Origin of the sequence: Kribbella sp. NPDC059898 (assembly GCF_042730855.1) — a bacterium.
Taxonomy (GTDB): Bacteria; Actinomycetota; Actinomycetes; order Propionibacteriales; family Kribbellaceae; genus Kribbella.
In genome coordinates this window covers 60,117-76,596 of the sequence record NZ_JBHWKR010000005.1, presented here as the reverse complement: position 1 = coordinate 76,596, position 16,480 = coordinate 60,117, and the positions used below count along the sequence as shown (strand labels likewise).

Genomic DNA, 16,480 nt, shown 5'->3' with positions numbered 1-16,480 from the left:
GAGGATGCGACCTATCAGTGCTCGCGTGGAAGGCAGCACTTCTTGTATTTGCTGGTCGAGCCGCACCAGCATGGGTCGTTGCGGCCTGGGGGCCAGCTGATCTCGGTGAGATCCGACTCCGCGAGGGAATCGCTGTAGGCCTGGACTGCGTCGCTGTCGAGCTGCTCGGTCCCGTCCACCGTGGCGAACTGCGCAAGTCCGGCGGCCGAGCCGGGAACGACAGCTAAGCGAAGTGCCCCGTGCTCCGCGCGCAGCCGGAGCTCCTGCTCTGTGGCGGCTCGATGCTCGTCCCAGGTCGCGCCGTGGTCGACGACCGGTTCGGGCCAGCGGCGGAGAGCTTCTTCATACTCACGCTGCGGCAGGAACATCAACAGCGACTCGTCTTCGAGCGACTCCTCCAGATTCTCCAGCAGCTCGTCCGCGAGCTCGTCGTGATCGTCATGCGGAAGCCCCAGCTCGTGCCGCACATCATGCCTGGCCTGAAGGAGTTCGAAGGCGAGCATCGCGACGTCGTCGTAGTTCGGGTCCGAGGGACTGGACTCGAGTTCATCTTGACGCCGGAGAACTTCGTCCAGGGCCTCGGTCAGCCACTCCTCAGCGATTTCCGCCAGCCCATTGGCCACCAGCACGTCACCGACGAGCATCGGGGCATCAGGATCCTCGATCAGTCGTGCACGCAAGGCCGAGAGCTGCGTCATCGCATCCTCGTCACGGCCGGCCTGGAACAGCGCGTCAGCGCGAATTGCCGCCGGGTGGCAAACGAAGGTGCCTTCGGATCGCTCGTAGAACTCGATTGCCCGCTCGGCAAGCGTGATCGAGGTCTCCGCATCGCCGGCGTCACAGGTGATCTCAGCCGCGACTGTCAGGGCATAGCCGAGGTCGGCCACCCTGCCTTGCTCGACGGCGTCGATCAAGGACGCTGCCAACGCGCCCGGCGTCTCGCTGTCGATCGCTTCCTCCGCGATGCGATCGATGTCTTCCGTCGACAACATTCCACTCATGCGAACACTCAATCAGTAGTGCCAGTAGTAGCGGCCGTCGGCGTTCCATTCGAGGGGGACGGTGGTGTGGTTGGTGAACGCCATGCCTTGGCCCTTCGCTAGTTCGACGGTGCGGGCTAGTTGGAGGGAGTACGGGTGTTGGTTGTCGTCCCACCATTGTTCTGACTGGGTGATGCAGGTCTGGTTGGAGAAGTAGGGGTTGGAGCAAGGGTGGGGTGGGAGCCACTTCTGGAGGTGGCGGAAGTGGACTGTGGTGGAGGCGTTGGGGGGTTTGATGGTGCCGGTGGCGTCCAGGCAGTAGGCCGTTGTGGGGATGCTCCATTTGACGTAGTGCTGGCGGCCGTTGGTGGAGGGGATCGGTTGCATATTGGTGCAGTTGGCGTCGCCGATGGTTTCGGTGGTTACGCGTTGGAGCTGGGTGAGCGGGCGGCCGGCTCCGTCGTTGTAGCCGTCCAGGAGGACCCAGTCGCCGTCGTGGATGAAGTGTTCGGCCGAGGACGGCGGCCAGGGCTTCGGGTCTCCCCACGAGATGTCGGATTCGGTGGCGGACAGTGGGGTCCAGGCCCACTGTCCGGCCGCGGTGCCGCCGGCGAAGTACTGGCCGGCGGACTTCTCGAACATCAAGGAGTACTGCGCATAGGTTTCGGGGGCGGTGGGAGAGGTCAGCAGGCCGATTACCAAAACCAGTGCTTTGATCACAGACAGCTAGGTTACCCAAGGACCTCGCGGAGCTTGGCCGCGAACTCGACCGGCTTGCCGGGCTGGCCGTACTCGTTGCCGAGGAAGCCACCGTGGCCGCTCGGGAACACCACCGGGGTGAGGCCGAGGCGCTCCGCGACCACCTTGCCGCCGCGGGCGGCCAGCTGGTTGCCGGACTCTTCGCCGACCCCGATCACGATCCGGTCCGTCACCTTCGCGAGCGCGTCGAAGTCTGGCTGGTACGACGTACAGCCGCGCAGGTTCTGCCCGAGCAGGGCGTCGTCGCGGGTTCCGTCGTCCTCGGTCGGGAGGCCGAACATCGCCGGGTCCGGCGCGGGCTGCTGGGTGTAGTCGGCCGGGATCTCGCCGTCGTACCCCACGATCGTGATGAACTTCGCCATCCCGGGACCCACGCCGTCGCGCTGGTACGTCGTGTAGATGTCCTCGACCGCGGCCGTCGCGGCCTCGTGGTCCGGGAGGATGCCGGCGAGCGGCGGCTCGTGCGGGACCACGCGCCGGATCAGGTCAGGGCGGCGGGCGGTCAGGGCCAGCGCGTTCACCGCACCACCGCTGCTCGCGAACAGGTCGACGGGGCCTACGTCCAGGTGCTCGATCAGTGCGGCGAGGTCCGAGGCGTGGTCCTCCGGTGAGAGCTCGGTCAGCTCGCCGCTGCGGACGCTCCGCTCGACGCCGCGCGGGTCGTACGTGACGACGGTCCGGTCCTCGAAGTGCGAGGCCAGCGTCGGGAATCCGCTGGCGCCCATCGGTGAGCCGATGATCAGCAGCACCGGGCGGTTCGCGAGGTCGCCGCGGACGTCGTACGTGAGCGTCGCACCTGGTACGTCGAGTGTCTGGGTCACCGGCTCCGGCATGGTCGAACTCCTCGTGCCTGCGGCCCACCCCCATTGGTCGACCTCGTGTTCGAGAGCCTAGACGCTCCCGATCACCCCCAACAGGAACCCGATCGGAACTTTCCCGGCACTTTCTGATTAGCTGGAGACATGACTGAGAAGCCAGAGATCGACTTTCCGGACGGGCCGCCGCCGGCGGATCTCGAGATCACCGACATCACCGAGGGTGACGGCGCCGAGGCCAAGGCCGGTTCCCGGGTGAACGTGCACTACGTGGGCGTCGCGCACTCCACCGGCGAGGAGTTCGACGCGTCGTACAACCGCGGCGCCCCGCTGGCGTTCCAGCTCGGCGTCGGCCAGGTCATCCAGGGCTGGGACACCGGCGTCCAGGGGATGAAGGTCGGCGGCCGGCGCAAGCTGGTCATCCCGCCGCACCTGGGCTACGGCGACCGCGGCGCGGGCAGCTCGATCAAGCCGGGCGAGACCCTGATCTTCGTCGTGGACCTGATCAGCGTCAGCTGAAGCACGAACAGACAGCCGGCGGCGACCCGCGAAGGGTTACCGCCGGCTGAGCCGTTCCTAGCGGATCGACGCCGCCCGGATCACCTCCTGGCGGACCGCGTTCCCCGCGTCGTCGGTCGCCGTCGCGCGCAGCGAGAGGTACGACGCTCCCTTCGGCAGCCGTACGTCGGCGTACCAGCCGGCACCGGCCCGCGACAGCGGAGCCGCCTGCCAGCTCGCGCCGTCGTCGTACGAGACCTGCAGCGTCGCGCCGTTGACCTTGCCCCCGCCCTCGACACCGTCGAACTGGAACGCGGACAGCCCGATGCGCTGCCGCGGGCTACCCGTCAACGCACCGTTGAGGTTCGTCGCCAGGTGGTAGTCGAGCTGGATCAGCGGCAGGTAGGCGTACCCGTCGGTCGCCGCCGTCTGCGCCCGGAAGACCCACGCGGTCGACGTCTTCGTCCCCAACTCCCACACCGCCGGCCGGGTGGTGTCCATCTCGAACCGGTAGTTCGCCCAGCCTGTCGTCGCGGGCACACTCGTCTGGATCGCCTGGAACGTACTCGTCCGCACCAGGTTCCCGTTCTGGAACAGCCTGGTCGCGACCGTCGACTCGTCGTCCATCGCTCCGGTGACGCCCTGGTCGCCGCTGCTCGTGGTCGGCACGTTCACCGCGAAGAAGTTCCCGCTGCGCCGCGGGTTCCAGTACCCGGAGCCGACCCGCGGACGGGCGACCGGCGCGAACCACGAGTTCGTCTGCACAGAGCGCGGCTGGTACATGTGCCGCTCACCACGCTGCTCCCAGCCCCGCGGGTCAATCGTCTGCTCGTACCAGTCGGTCCCCGCGCCCGTGGACACGTAGTCGACCCGCTGGGTCCCGAGGTGCACCGGTTCGGTCACCTGCAGGCACGGCGGCCAGAACCCGATCCGGCAGTCGGCCCTGCTCTCGAACGCGAGCTGACCGGTCGGCCCGACGAACCGGTTGACCACCGTGGCCAGCTCACCGGCCCGCGGCGCGTACCGCAGGTCAGCCGGGATCCCCCCGCTGTACGCCTTGACCAAGTCGTACAGGTACGGCGGAGCCTCGGTCCCCATCATCCGTAGCCGAACGGACGCCATACGGGCAATCAACGGAGCACCCTCTGCCGCCGTCAACGAGTACACAGGCAGGTCAGTGCCACCAGCCGAGTCGTAGTACCGGCTCTCACTCACCACAACGAGCACAGCCGCACCAGCATCGCGCGCAGCCGCAGCCCGGGCGCTAGGCGTGACCGCAGGGTCAGCCGTGACGAACACAGCCTTGCCACGCACGTCCTTACCCGTGTAGTCCGCACCATTGCCGGCATACACGCTGCTCAACGTCGCCTTACCGTCCCAGCGCTTCGAACCGCCCTGCAGCAGCGGGTGCAGCGCCTTGTTGTCCACAGTCATCGACAGCAACGGCGTCGTACGACGCCAGCGCGACGAGAAGTCGTACACACCACCAGGCACAGCGCCCGTCGGGGCGGCGTAAACGGTGGTCACCACCGGCGTAGGCACGTACTGGCTCAAGAAGGTCGCGTACTGCCCACCGATCCCGGAGTCGTGGTACCACCCGGACCGCCGGTAGACGTCCTCACCCGGCAGCGGCGTGCTGAGCGTGATGGGCTTCGCCGTACGCGCGTCCAGCGTCAGGTCGGTGTTCTTCCCGATCACAAGGTGCGGATTGCCAACAAGCGCGACACCCTGCTCGCCGTCAACCGGCAGCCAGGAGTACGCCGCGTACACGCCGGGCTCCAGGCGCTGCGTCGAGACGTTGCCGGTCGCCGGGTCGATCTCGAGCGTGTCCACGAACTGGTTGCCGTACTTGTACAGCGTCACGAACCCGCCGGCCGGCTTGCCGTCGCGGCCGGTCGCGTGCACGTTGAGGTTGTACCGCTCGCCCTCCATGACCAGCCCGACGGCGGTCTGCCCAACCTGCTTGCCGTCCTGCTTGGCGATCACTGTGCCGGAGTACGACAGGCCTGGCGTGGCCAGGTTCGGCGTCGCGGTCACGTTGACCGAAGCAGTGCCCTTGGCCGGCACAGTGACCTGGTTGGACGCAAGCGTCAGCAGACCGGCCGGCGCGGGCGTCGTACCGTCACTGGTCAAGTCCGTCGACAGGTCCAGCGTGGCCGGGCTGTCACCGAGGTTCGTGTAAGTGACGGTCCGCGAGACCGGTACGTCGTCACCGTGCGGCCAGGCGTGGAACCCGAAGTCGCGCGTCGCCGTGGCGTTGATCTTCCCGAACGCCGCGGCCGGTACGTCGAGACGCCCGCCGCCGACCTGGTACGCCGTCTCGCCGGCCAACGGTTTCGCCGTACTGACCAGCGCCGACTTGAGCTGCTCCCCCGTCCAGTCCGGGTGCTCCTGCACCAGCAGCGCGGCAGCACCGGCGACATGCGGCGTCGCCATCGACGTACCGCTGAGAGACTTGTAGTACCCGGTGCCGGACGACTTCGCCGCGCGGGCCGCGAGTACGTTGACGCCGGGCGCGACGATCTCCGGCTTCACGGTCGCGTCGCCGAGCCGCGGGCCCATGTCCTGGAAGTAGGCGCGGTTGTCGTTCTTGTCCACAGCGCCGACGGTCAGCGCGGCCGACGCCGCACCCGGCGAGCCGATCCCGCTTACCCTTCCGTAGTTGCCTGCGGCAATCACAAAGAGCGTGCCGGTCTCGGCGCTGAGCCGGTCGACGGCCTGCGCCATCGGGTCGGTGCCGTCGCTGGCCTCGGTGCTGCCGAGGCTCATGCTGACCACCTTGGCCCGGTGCGCGGCCCACTCCATCCCGTCGATGATCCAGGACGCGGCACCGGAGCCGCCGTCGTTGAGCACCTTGCCGATCGCGAGGTGCGCGGCCGGCGCGACGCCCTTCTCGACGCCGTTGGATGCGGCACCGGTACCGGCGACCGTGGAGGCGACGTGAGTACCGTGACCGTTCACGTCCTCGGTGGTCTCACCCGGGACGAAGCTCTGCGTCTCGGCGATCTGCCCGGCCAGGTCGGGGTGCGTCTGGTCGACACCGGTGTCCAGGATCGCGACCGTCGTACCGGCCCCGTCGAGACCCTGCGCCCAGGCGGTCGGCGCGCCGATCTGGTTGACGCTCTCGGCGAGGCTGGCCTTCACCTTCTCGTCGAGGAACACCTTCTGGATGCCCTCACCGAACTGGCCGGGCGCGGCCGACCGGGCGGTGCTCGCGGTGATGCCGGACCAGAACTTCGCGGCCTCGGCCTTGTGCGCGGACATGCCCAGACCGCTGATGCTCTCCAGCGTCGCACCACGGTCGGCGTACTGCGGGGTCGCGGCCGCGGCGCGCAGCCCCGGCCGGTACTGCACGATCAGCGGGATCGACTTGACCGACGCGTCGTCGTACCCCTGGTCGACCAGGGCGGAGACGTTGAACAGTTCAGGGTCGAGCCGGCCGCTGGCGAGGTACGGGAGCGCGGCGTCCGGTACGACGTGCAGGTCGTCGCCGACCTGCTGGATCTGGACGCCGCCGTGGCTGCCCGCGGCGGGCTCGACGGACGCGGTCGGCGGGCCGCCGGTGTTGTCGGTGAGCGTGACGACGTCACCGGTCACGAGCGTGACGCGGTGGGTGGTGCCGGTGGCGGACGGGGTCGGTGGGGAGGTTGCAGGAGCGCCGGCCTGCGAGGGCGTCGTCGTGGCCGTGGCCAGAGCCACGAGTACGGCGAGCCCACCGGCGACGGCGCGGGCGGATCGGGACATGGGCGGACCCTTCCTGGGGGAGACCTGCGGAACGGATGGCATGAATATGCCGCGTCCCCGTACCATGGTCCATGGCGGGATTGCGGCATGACACGTGTCCGCCACGCCACCCTCCGTCCGGCGGCCCCCGAAGGAGCGCACGATGCTCGACGTGCTGGGACTGGAAGCGATCGAGGAGAGTGCCTACCGGCGGCTGATCACGCTGCCGTCGGAGTCGGTCGAAGAGCTGGCGGCGGCGCTCCGGGTCGAGACGAGCGACCTCGCGGCGGCGCTCGACGGGCTCGAGGAGAAGGGCCTCGTCGCCCGCTCCACCGCGACGCCGGGGCACTTCGTCGCGTCGCCGCCGGCGCTCGCGCTCGGGTCGCTGATCGTGCAGCGCCAGGAGGACATCCGGCGGGCGCAGCTCGAGCTCGGCCGGCTCGCGGAGCAGTACCGGGGCGTGATGGCGGAGCGCTCGGACACCGACGTGATCGAGGTGGTCCGCGGCGCGCAGGCGGTGGCGCAGCGGTTCGGGCAGATGCAGCGCGGCGCGTCCGGCGAAGTACTGGCGCTGGTGAAGGCGTCGGTGGCGGTCGTGTCCGCCGACGAGAACGTGGACGAGGACGCCGCGCTGGCCCGCGGCGTGACCTATCGGGTGGTCCTGGAGCGAGCGGCGTTCGCGAAGCCGGGGTTCGTCGACCTGGTGGCCGAGTCGGTCAAGGCCGGTGAGCAGATCCGGGTCACCGGCGACCTGCCGCTGCGGCTGATCGTCGCCGACCGCTCGCTCGCTTTGTTGCCGTTGGCCCCTACTGCGGCGGATTCCGCGGGCGGCGCGCTGCTCGTCCATCCGTCCGGGTTGCTGGACGCGCTGCTGCACCTGTTCGACCTGATCTGGGCGGGCGCGAACGAAGTACTGCCGAGCGAGAACGGCACCACCGAACTCTCGGCCGATCGCCTCGACGACCTGGACACCCGGATCCTCACGCTGCTGCTGGCGGGCCTCACCGACCAGGCGATCGGCGGTCAGCTCGGGCTGTCGCTGCGGACCGTCCAACGCCGCGTCAGCCACCTGATGGACCGCGCCCAAGTCGTCACCCGCTTCCAGCTCGGCCACGAAGCCGCCCGCCGCGGCTGGCTCTGACCTGTTCGGGTAGTTGTACTCATCCGCCAGGAGCGGCGGACCGGTTGACTCTGGGGCATGACGAAGAAGGCTGCGCTCTTGGTGAAGCTGCTGCTGTTCGCATTGTTGCTCGCGGCACTGATCTGGCCGGATCTCAGCGGCATCAAGGGAAAGGCGTCGACCGCCCGGCTGATCGTGTACCCGATCGGCGGGATGGTGCTGCCGCTCTACTGGTGGGCGCGCGGCCGCCGTACGTTCCCGTGGGCGGCGGACCTGTTGATGACGCTGCCGTGGACGATCGACCTGCTCGGCAACCGGCTCAACCTGTTCGACACCGTCGACTGGTGGGACGACGCGATGCACTTCGTCCTCTGGGCGTTCCTCACCGCCGGCGTCCTACTCGCCTTCGCCCCACGCGACCTCTCCCGCGCCCTCACCGTCTTCATCGCCCTCGGCTTCGGCACCACCGCGGCGGTCGTGTGGGAGCTCGGCGAGTACGTCGCGTTCGTCCGCATATCCCCGAACTCCAAACCGCGTACACCGACACCCTCGGCGACCTCGCCCTCGGCACCCTCGGCGCACTACTCGCCGGCCTGACGATCACCCCCGTACGCCGCATACTGTCGCCGTGAAGCTTCTCGCGCTGGCGGCGGTCGTGGTCCTGGTCGCGGGCTGCTCCAAGTCGGAGTCGCTCGGGAACGGACCGGTGACCGCCGGAAGCAGCGCGGCCCACAGCACCACCTGCCTGCCGATGCCCGCCTCCGAGCGCGACGCCACCGTCGGCAACGACGTACTCCGGAACACCGGCGACAAGGACGCGATCATCACCGCGGTCTCCCCCGTCGACGCCGGCAACGTCCGAATCCAGGAGGCGGTCGTCGTGGTGGCCACCGGCACGCTCCTCGGCTCGTCGACCAAGTGGCCGCCACGGTCGGCGGGAAGAAGTACTGGGCGAGGACCAACAGCACGTACGAACTCAAGCCCAGCTGCTCGTAATCCCTCTACTTCCAACGTATAGCGGGTTGGGGGGCTTGCCGCAAGCCCCGGGTGTGCTCGCAGACTGGTGCGTCTACGAGAGGATGAACGCGTGCGTTTTGTGCTGGCCAGTTGGGGATCGCGCGGTGACATCGAGCCGTTGGCAGGGCTTGCGGTGGCGCTTCAGGGATTGGGGGCCGAGGCAACGGTCTGTGCGCCGCCGGAGGGTGAGTTCGAGGAATTGCTGGCGCGGGCCGGTGTGCCGATGGAGCCGCTGGGTCCGTCGGTGCGATCCGTCGTCACGGCGCCGAAGTCCACCGCGGGAGGGCATCCGGCGTTCGAGTTGGCGCCGCGGTTGATTGCGGCGCGGTTCGAGACCCTCGGCCGGGTTGCGCCCGGGGCCGATGCGATCGTGGCGACCGGTCTGATGCCGGCCGGCGCGCGGGACGTCGCCGACAAGCTCGGCATCGGCTACGCGCTCGCGTGCTTCCACCTGGGCGGGATCCCATCGCAGCACTTCGCGCCAGGAGCACGACCGGGTAGGCCGACCCCGGACGACGTCACCGACCGACCTGAGCAATGGGAGTACGACGCGCTCCGCGTGAACGAGCTGTACGGCGTAGCCCTCAACGAACAGCGGGTCGCGATCGGGCTGCCACCTGTGGCGAACGTCCGCGACTACGTCTTCACCGAACACCCCTGGCTCGCCGCGGACCCAACGCTCTGCCCGTCGGCGGGTATGACCGATCTCGAGCTCGTACAGACTGGCGCCTGGATCCTGCCCGATCACCGTCTGCTCCCGGACGACCTGCAGGCGTTCCTGGACGCCGGCGAGCCACCGGTGTACGTCGGCTTCGGCAGTATGGCGTCGTACGCGCCGAAGGACATCGCCCGGACCGCCATCGAGGCCTCCCGGGCGCACGGTCGCCGGGTTCTGCTCAGTCGCGGGTGGTCCGAGATCGACACGGAGGACTGCTTCGTCGTCGACGAGGTCAACCAGCAGGCGCTGTTCCCGCAGGTTGCGGCGGTCGTGCACCACGGCGGCGCCGGTACGACGACCACGGCCGCGCGGGCCGGCGTACCGCAGGTCGCCGTACCGCTCATCGCCGACCAGCCGTACTGGGCGTCCCGGGTGACGGCGCTGGGCATCGGCGCCGCGGACAAGGCACCGACCGTCGACTCGCTATCGACCGCGCTCGGCACCGCACTCGCCGCCACCCCGCAGGCTCGCGAGGTGAGCGGGCTGATCAAGACCGACGGCGCGACGGACGCCGCCGAGCTGCTGATTCAGTCGACCGGGCGGTGAAGCGCATCCAGCAGGTGTGAGACGACGGCGTCCGGCGAACGGGTCCAGTCCGTGGTGAGCACGTGGTGGACCCGCCAGCCGGTGGTCGTCAGCGCACTCGGATGCGTGGTGAGGCGTTCGAGCAACGTGTCGGACGCGACGCGGTCGGGCGTGTCCACGAGGACGGCGAGCCGGTACCCGCTGTCGTCCGGAAGCTTCAGCGCGAGGTCACACCGGAACACGGACTCGCCCACCGCCACGTCGACCTCCACACCGCGCGCCTCCAGCGCCGACGCGAGCTGCTCGACCACCGGAGTCGTCTGCTGTTTCTCGCGAACGGTCCTCAGGTTGTACGACGCGAGGGCGGCCTGCGCGGCGTGCTGGTCCCCGCGCGACACCGCCGCGGCGTACCCGAGGAACCGGCGCAGCGTGTTCGCGCCGTCGTTGTAGGTGTTGGTGATCGCGTCCGGCTCGATGCTGCTCACGATCACCATGTGCTCGCGGGCCCGGCTGAAGATCACGTTCAGCCGCTTCTCGCCGCCCGAGGTGTTGATCGGGCCGAAGTTCATCAGCATCCGGCCGTCCGGACCGGGCGCGTAGCAGACGCTCATCAGGATGATGTCCCGCTCGTCGCCCTGGACGTTCTCCAGGTTCTTCACGAACAGCCCGGCGTCCTGCTCGCCGTGCGTGCGCACCTGCTCCGCCTCGTACCGGTCGGCGAACTCCGGATCGCCCTCGGCCAGCTCGGCCAGCGCCCGCTCGATCTCGCCCTGCTGCGCCTCCGAGAACGCCACGATGCCGATGCTCTTGCCGGTCTCACGGGCCAGCAGCTCCCGCACCAGCGACGCGATCCAGCGCGCCTCGGCCGGGTTGGTACGCCGTACGTAGACACCGTCGACGAGCCGTACGGCGGTGATGCTGCCCGCGAGCACGCTGTCGCAGACGTCCGCCGCCGGCGAGTCCGAGCGCAGCGTCCACGGCGGCGCGGTGTGCGGCCGCAACCGGTCCGGCACCGTCGCCAGCTTGCCCTGGTAGAACGCCGCGTTGCTGAACGAGATCAACGCCTCGGAGCGACTCCGGTAGTGCCAGGTCAGCATCGTCGACGCCAGCCGGAGCGCACTGATGGACAGGAAGCTGTCCTCGGTCAACGCAATGCCGAGCGGTTCCTCCTCGGCGTCGTCAGTCTGCACCCGGAAGTACTGCGTCGGCGGCAGCTGCATCTGGTCGCCGACGACGATCAGCTGCGGCGCCCGGTGCAGCGCCGGGATCGCCTCCTCCACCGGGATCTGACTCGCCTCGTCGTACACCACGACGTCGAAGGAAGTTGTCAACGGCAACGTGTCGGACACCGACGACGGGCTCATCAGCCATACCGGCCGGAGCATCGCGACCACCTCGCCGGGCGGGCCGGAGGCGAGGTCGCGGATCGACCGGTACCGCATCACCTTGCCGAACTCGTGCTCCAGCTCGCGGCGCCCGGTCGCGAACGTCTTCTTGCGCTCGCGGTCCGCGGCCCGCATCCCGGTCACGCTCTGCTCGGAGTGCGCGACCTCGGCGAGGAACCGGCGCCGGACCTGCGCGACCACGACCTGGGCGTTCAGGCCGGTGAGGTCGTCGTACACCATGCTCAGCTCGCCGACGATCGCGTCGACCCGCTCCGACGAGAGCTGCAGCGGGGCGGCGGAGCGGGCGTGCTCCCACTCCGCGGCACAGACGGCGTACTCGAGCTGGTCCGGCGTCGCGTCGAGCCGTCGTACGGCGCTGAGGACGGAGTCCGGCGCGGTGGCGAGTTCGCGGAGCTTGGGACCGATCGCCCGTACGACGGGGCCTTCCGCGGCCAGGCGATCCGCCAGGTCGCGGAGCTCGTCGACCGTGAGCGTGTCCCAGTGGTCGGCCAGCAGGTTCTGGGCGGCCTCGGTGGCGTCTTCGAGTACGTCGGCCAGGCGGGCGAGGCGGGCCGTGTCGTCGAGGGCGGCGCGCCAGTCGGGGACGGCCTTGCGGGCGGCGGCGAGCTGGTCGATCAGGTCGCGCGGGTCGTCGGTGGCCCAATCGTGGCGCGTCTGCTCGGTGTGTTCGGCGACGGCCGCGGTCGCCGAGTGGGCGGCGACGAGGTCGGTGAGGATCTCGGTGACGGACGGCTGGACGGTGCGCGCCGTACCGTCGAAGCGGTCCCGGACCAGGTGTTTCACCCGGCGCCAGTCGCCGCTGAGGAACGAGAACGCGCCACCTTCCTTGCTTTGGGCAACCTTCAGCGCGGAGCGGGCGTCAGCCGGGTCGAGCGCCTCCCGCCAGCCCGCGGCCTCCTTCCAGGCGGCACGCTCAGCCTTGACCAACTGCTTCCGCTCGGCCGCCGCCTCCGCCAGCTCCCGTGCCGCCGGCGACCGCGGCACGATCGCCTCCTCCTTGTCGAGCTGCGCCAACGGCTCGAGTAACCGCCCGAGCCGGGCAAGCTCCTGCACGTCCCGTACGGCGACGTCCCCCATGTCGACGGCGTCCCAGGCCTCCCGGAGTCGCCTCGCTGCCCCCACCACATCCGCCTCGTCCCACCGCGCCAGGTAGGCCAATGAGCTCCGCGCCAGCACCCCACCGGTCGCCGGCTCAACCGCGGCCAGCCCCTGCGCAACCTCTCGCGCAGCATTCCGCGCCGCCCACCACTCCCCCACGCCAGGCAGGGTTTCTGGGGTCGCCCAACCGTGTTCGTGGAGTTCCGTGAGCCTGTTGACCACCTCGCGCAGTCGGGGCGTGCCACCCGCCAACTGCTGCTCGAAGTCGTCGACAGTCGCCAGCAAACGATCCACCCGAGCGACCAACGCCGTACGCCGCTCCGTCAACGCATCCAGGTCGTCCTTCGCGGGCAGCCAAGCGTCGTACGTGTCCCGAAGCCCGTGCACGAACGCCTTCTTGTCGCCCTGCGAATCGTGGATCAGCGCACACAACCCGTCCAGCCGCCGACTCGCCAGCCGCGCGTACACGACATCCAGCGCAGCCCGCTTCTGACAGACGAACAGCACCCGCTTCCCGCGCGCCACAAAGTCCGCGATCAGGTTCGTGATGGTCTGCGACTTCCCGGTCCCCGGTGGACCCTGGATCACGAAGCTCTCGCCACGCCGCGCCCGCGCGATCGCCGCCACCTGCGACCCGTCCGCCGGCACCACGAGATGCCGCTCGCCCGGCGGCAGTTCCGGCAGCTCGCTACCGACCGGCCGCGGCCGGTCCGAGAACAGCTGGTCGAACGACGCCGCCGAGTCCGCTCCCGTGAGCAGCTCGTCGTAGTCCCGCACCAGGCCGAGCGTGCGGTAGTTGAAGTTCGCCAGCGAGACCGCGCACAGGTCGACGTCCCACGAGTACGGCCCGCCGTCGGTGTCGAGCGAGTACGTGTCGGTCTCGATCGCGGCCGGCCGCCGCGGCTCCTCGCCGAGCGCGATCCCCAACGGCAGCGGCTGGTGCGCGATCTGGGTCCGGAAGATCTGTACGCCGAGCGGCTGGTAGTCGGTCCGCCGGTACGAGTACGGGTACTGCTTCCCGCCGAACCCGGTCGCGAGATTCCCGTGCCGGCGCCGGTTGTACGTCCGCAGCCGGGTCACCGCGCGTTGCCGCACCAGGTCGATCCGCGGCTTCTCCCGCAGGTGCAACTGGAGCCCCGGCTCGGTCGCCTGGATCTCCTTCGCCAACCGCTCGTGCAGCTCCCGCAGCGCATCCGGCGCCGACAGGTCGACGGTCTCCGGCAGCGAGATCCCGTACAGCTGCCGCAGACTGTGCCGCAGCGTCGGGTTCACCTCGGCGATCGGATCCGTGACGCGCAGCGTGTACGAGTCCCGCACGCCGCGCTTCTTCGTCAGCTCCACCTTCGCCAGCACCAGCGGCGACGCGAGCCGGGTGTCGCGGTCGTTCTTCAGGTCGTGCCAGCGCAGGAACGCCGGCACCAGCCGCAACTGGTCCAGCCCGTAGTCGGCCTTGTCCCGGCGCGCCGTCGAGATCAGCTTGTCCAGGGTGTTCGCGGCGTACGGCGCCTCGTCGTACCGGATCCACTTGCCGAGCGGCTGCGGCTTCTTGAGCAGCTGCCCGGCGAGGTCGTCGCGCCAGGTGAACAGCTGCTCCGGGCGGATGTTCCGGACGTCGAGCATCAGCGGCACCGACACCTCGGTGAGGTTCAGCGTCTGCGCGGTCGGGCGGAAGTTGATCAGCCGGTTCCGCCGGGACAGGTCGAAGAGCCGGTCACGGAGCGCGCCGAGCACCGCGGTACGCCGGTCCGCGACGCCGCGGACGACCGCCTCGACGTCGAAGTCCAGCGGCTGGTCGCGGTAGTTCTCGAGCTGCTCGATCAACGAGCGGAGGTCCTGCGCCCGCCGGTACCGGTCGGGCTCGGTCATCTGCGCGGCCACCGAGACGATCACCGGGTGCAGGTCCGGGTCCAGCTGGTACAAGTTGCCCCGGGCATCGATCAGGGTGGCGACATCCGCGGTCCTGGACAGGTCGAGACCGCAGCCGAGCGCGAGCAGCAGCTGCCCGAGACTGAAGATGTCGGTGAGCTGATCGTGATGCCCGACCACGTGCTCCCAGCTCTGCCACCCAGCCACCAACGTCGGCGCGGCAATCGCCACCGAACCAATCGGGCCCCCAGCCCCGGTCCCGGGTGCGGTCGAGCTCTCGGTCCCGTCCTCGGTTGCCGTCGAGTTGCCGGGTACGACGGTCTGCCCGCGTCCGCCGCCTTCGCCGAGGTCGAGAACGGCCTGCCGGTGCGCCACCACCTCGACCGCGGTCGGCCGTTTCCCTTGCAGGGCGTCGATCTCCTTCGTCGCGAGGGTCGGACGCCGGGCGTCCTCAGGCGCGAACCCGAGCCGGCTCTGCTCGTCGATCGTGATCCGGTCCAGCCCGCGCAACGGCGCCACCAGCCCGCGCTCGTGCACGGCGGCCGTCTGGTGGAACAGCGGCAGCACCGCCGCCAGCAGCGCGTCGTTTCCCAGCCCGCCTTGCGAGACGGCCAGCGCGACGAGATCCTCGGCACTCATCCGACCACCTCCGCTGCCGCCTGGACGAGTCGCACCCGTTCTTTGTCGCTCCAGCCCAGCTCGTCGTCGGCAACATCGACGTACCCGCCGAGCCCCGACCGCCGGGCAACAACCAGCGACGCGACCAGCCCGGCGTCGCCAACGTCCGGATCGGCCGTCGCAAGATCCAGCAGCAGGTAACACAGATAGCGAACCGTTGCCGCCGCCAACGGCCTCGGCCGAGGCTGCGGCGCACCGTCCACCGGCCGCACCCCCAACGGCTCATCGAACCGCACCCCACCACCCGCCAGGTCAACCCGTCGCGCAGCCCCCACCGCCTCGCCACCCGCCAGGTCAAGCCGCCGCGCAGCCCCCTCCGCCTCACCACCCGCTAGGTCGAGCCGCCCCGCGAACCCCGCCGTCTCGCCACCCGACCCCTCGTGCGCGAGCCCAGGTGCGTCGAGCGGATCGGCGAACCCCGCGGCTGCGGTCGCGATCGTGTCCGTGCGCAGGCCCTCGGTCTGGGCGATCGCCGCGGCGAAGTCCCGGCTCAGCTCCCGCAGCAACACGGCGTCCAGCAGATCCGGCGCGTCCACATCGAGCGGCCCCGTCACCAGCGCCTCGACGTCCTCACCAGCGAGCCAGTTCTTCAACGCCCACGCACGCCCGACCGCCTCCGGATGCGACGTACCGCGACTCCCCGACCGCAGATCGAGCGACTCCGCCTGCCGCAGATACGCATCCGGATCCGCCGTACTCAACCCGGTCTCCAGCTTCAGCAACGCACGAATCGCCGTCCGCAAATCACCGCAAGCCGTCAACGCACCCCGGTCCGCGAACAACTCTGTCGCCAGCGACCACCGCCGATGCGTCTCCAGGTACTGCGACGGCGTCCGAGCATCCCCAGCCGCCGCATCGAGCAGCCGATCCACCGCCAGGTATGCACCGTCCTCGGCCTGCCACAACGACCGGTGCGCCAACTCGTGCCCGATCACCGCGGTCAACTCGTCCTCGTCAAGCCGATCCAGCAACGCCCCTTGGAACAGGATCACCGCCTTCCCCGCCTGATGCAGGTACGACGCGTTAGGCTCCCCACTCACCTGGTAATAGTCGACACCCTCGGCCAACTCGAGCGCCCGCGCGGCCCGCTCACCCGCGCGAAACACATCCGGATGTACGTCGGCCTCCAACCGGTACGCGTTCCGCAGCAGCACGTCGTCGAGCGACTCCTCCGGGCCGCCGTGCAACGCCGTCCAGGCACGCTCATCGACCCGGCGGACGACCGCCAGGACGGACCGGTGATAACCGAGCGCTGACAACATGCCCGCCACCATAAC

At 69.7% G+C, this 16,480-nt stretch carries 11 protein-coding genes; 5 read left to right on the top strand and 6 right to left on the bottom strand.

The window, feature by feature from the left end:
• Positions 1-14: 14 nt before the first annotated feature.
• Genes ACFV9C_RS17390 through ACFV9C_RS17380 form a run of 3 tightly spaced genes read right to left on the bottom strand, consistent with a single transcriptional unit; the run spans position 15 to position 2,572 of the window.
• Positions 15-1,001, bottom strand: a complete 987-nt coding sequence (locus tag ACFV9C_RS17390) for an SEC-C domain-containing protein (protein ID WP_380194720.1) — start codon at positions 999-1,001, stop codon at positions 15-17.
• Positions 1,002-1,013: 12 nt separating this feature from the next.
• Positions 1,014-1,700: a hypothetical protein gene (locus tag ACFV9C_RS17385; RefSeq protein ID WP_380194718.1), complete on the bottom strand. Its 687-nt coding sequence runs from the start codon at positions 1,698-1,700 to the stop codon at positions 1,014-1,016.
• A gap of 11 nt (positions 1,701-1,711) precedes the next feature.
• Positions 1,712-2,572: an alpha/beta fold hydrolase gene (locus tag ACFV9C_RS17380; protein WP_380194716.1), complete on the bottom strand. Its 861-nt coding sequence runs from the start codon at positions 2,570-2,572 to the stop codon at positions 1,712-1,714.
• Positions 2,573-2,701: 129 nt separating this feature from the next.
• Between ACFV9C_RS17380 and ACFV9C_RS17375 the strand changes: the two genes are divergently transcribed.
• Positions 2,702-3,073 carry an FKBP-type peptidyl-prolyl cis-trans isomerase gene (locus tag ACFV9C_RS17375; protein WP_380194714.1) on the top strand — a complete coding sequence of 124 codons (372 nt, stop codon included), beginning with the start codon at positions 2,702-2,704 and terminating at the stop codon, positions 3,071-3,073.
• 57 nt (positions 3,074-3,130) lie between these two features.
• Here ACFV9C_RS17375 and ACFV9C_RS17370 read toward each other — a convergent pair whose 3' ends face one another.
• Entirely contained in the window at positions 3,131-6,796 is a 3,666-nt protein-coding gene (locus tag ACFV9C_RS17370) for a S8 family serine peptidase (RefSeq protein WP_380194712.1), read from the bottom strand.
• A gap of 142 nt (positions 6,797-6,938) precedes the next feature.
• Between ACFV9C_RS17370 and ACFV9C_RS17365 the strand changes: the two genes are divergently transcribed.
• The 4 genes from ACFV9C_RS17365 (at position 6,939) to ACFV9C_RS17350 (ending at position 10,176) form a co-directional block, all read left to right on the top strand.
• A complete protein-coding gene (locus tag ACFV9C_RS17365; protein WP_380194710.1) occupies positions 6,939-7,916 on the top strand; it encodes a helix-turn-helix domain-containing protein in 978 nt (325 codons plus the stop codon).
• A gap of 57 nt (positions 7,917-7,973) precedes the next feature.
• Positions 7,974-8,492 (top strand): hypothetical protein, encoded by a 519-nt coding sequence (locus ACFV9C_RS17360; RefSeq protein WP_380194709.1) that lies wholly within the window; start codon positions 7,974-7,976, stop codon positions 8,490-8,492.
• Positions 8,493-8,523: 31 nt separating this feature from the next.
• Positions 8,524-8,913: a hypothetical protein gene (locus ACFV9C_RS17355; RefSeq protein WP_380194707.1), complete on the top strand. Its 390-nt coding sequence runs from the start codon at positions 8,524-8,526 to the stop codon at positions 8,911-8,913.
• A gap of 69 nt (positions 8,914-8,982) precedes the next feature.
• On the top strand, positions 8,983-10,176 hold the full coding sequence (locus tag ACFV9C_RS17350) for a glycosyltransferase (RefSeq protein ID WP_380194705.1): 1,194 nt from the start codon (positions 8,983-8,985) through the stop codon (positions 10,174-10,176).
• On the opposite strand, the gene ACFV9C_RS17345 is transcribed toward ACFV9C_RS17350, so the two are convergent.
• Both ACFV9C_RS17345 and ACFV9C_RS17340 read right to left on the bottom strand, forming a co-directional pair.
• Entirely contained in the window at positions 10,158-15,164 is a 5,007-nt protein-coding gene (locus tag ACFV9C_RS17345) for an AAA domain-containing protein (protein WP_380194703.1), read from the bottom strand. The two genes, ACFV9C_RS17350 and ACFV9C_RS17345, sit on opposite strands and share 19 nt — an antisense overlap.
• Positions 15,161-16,465, bottom strand: coding sequence for a M48 family metalloprotease (locus tag ACFV9C_RS17340; RefSeq protein ID WP_380194701.1), 1,305 nt, complete (start codon positions 16,463-16,465; stop codon positions 15,161-15,163). Before ACFV9C_RS17340 ends, ACFV9C_RS17345 begins: the two co-directional genes overlap by 4 nt.
• Positions 16,466-16,480 lie beyond the last annotated feature (15 nt).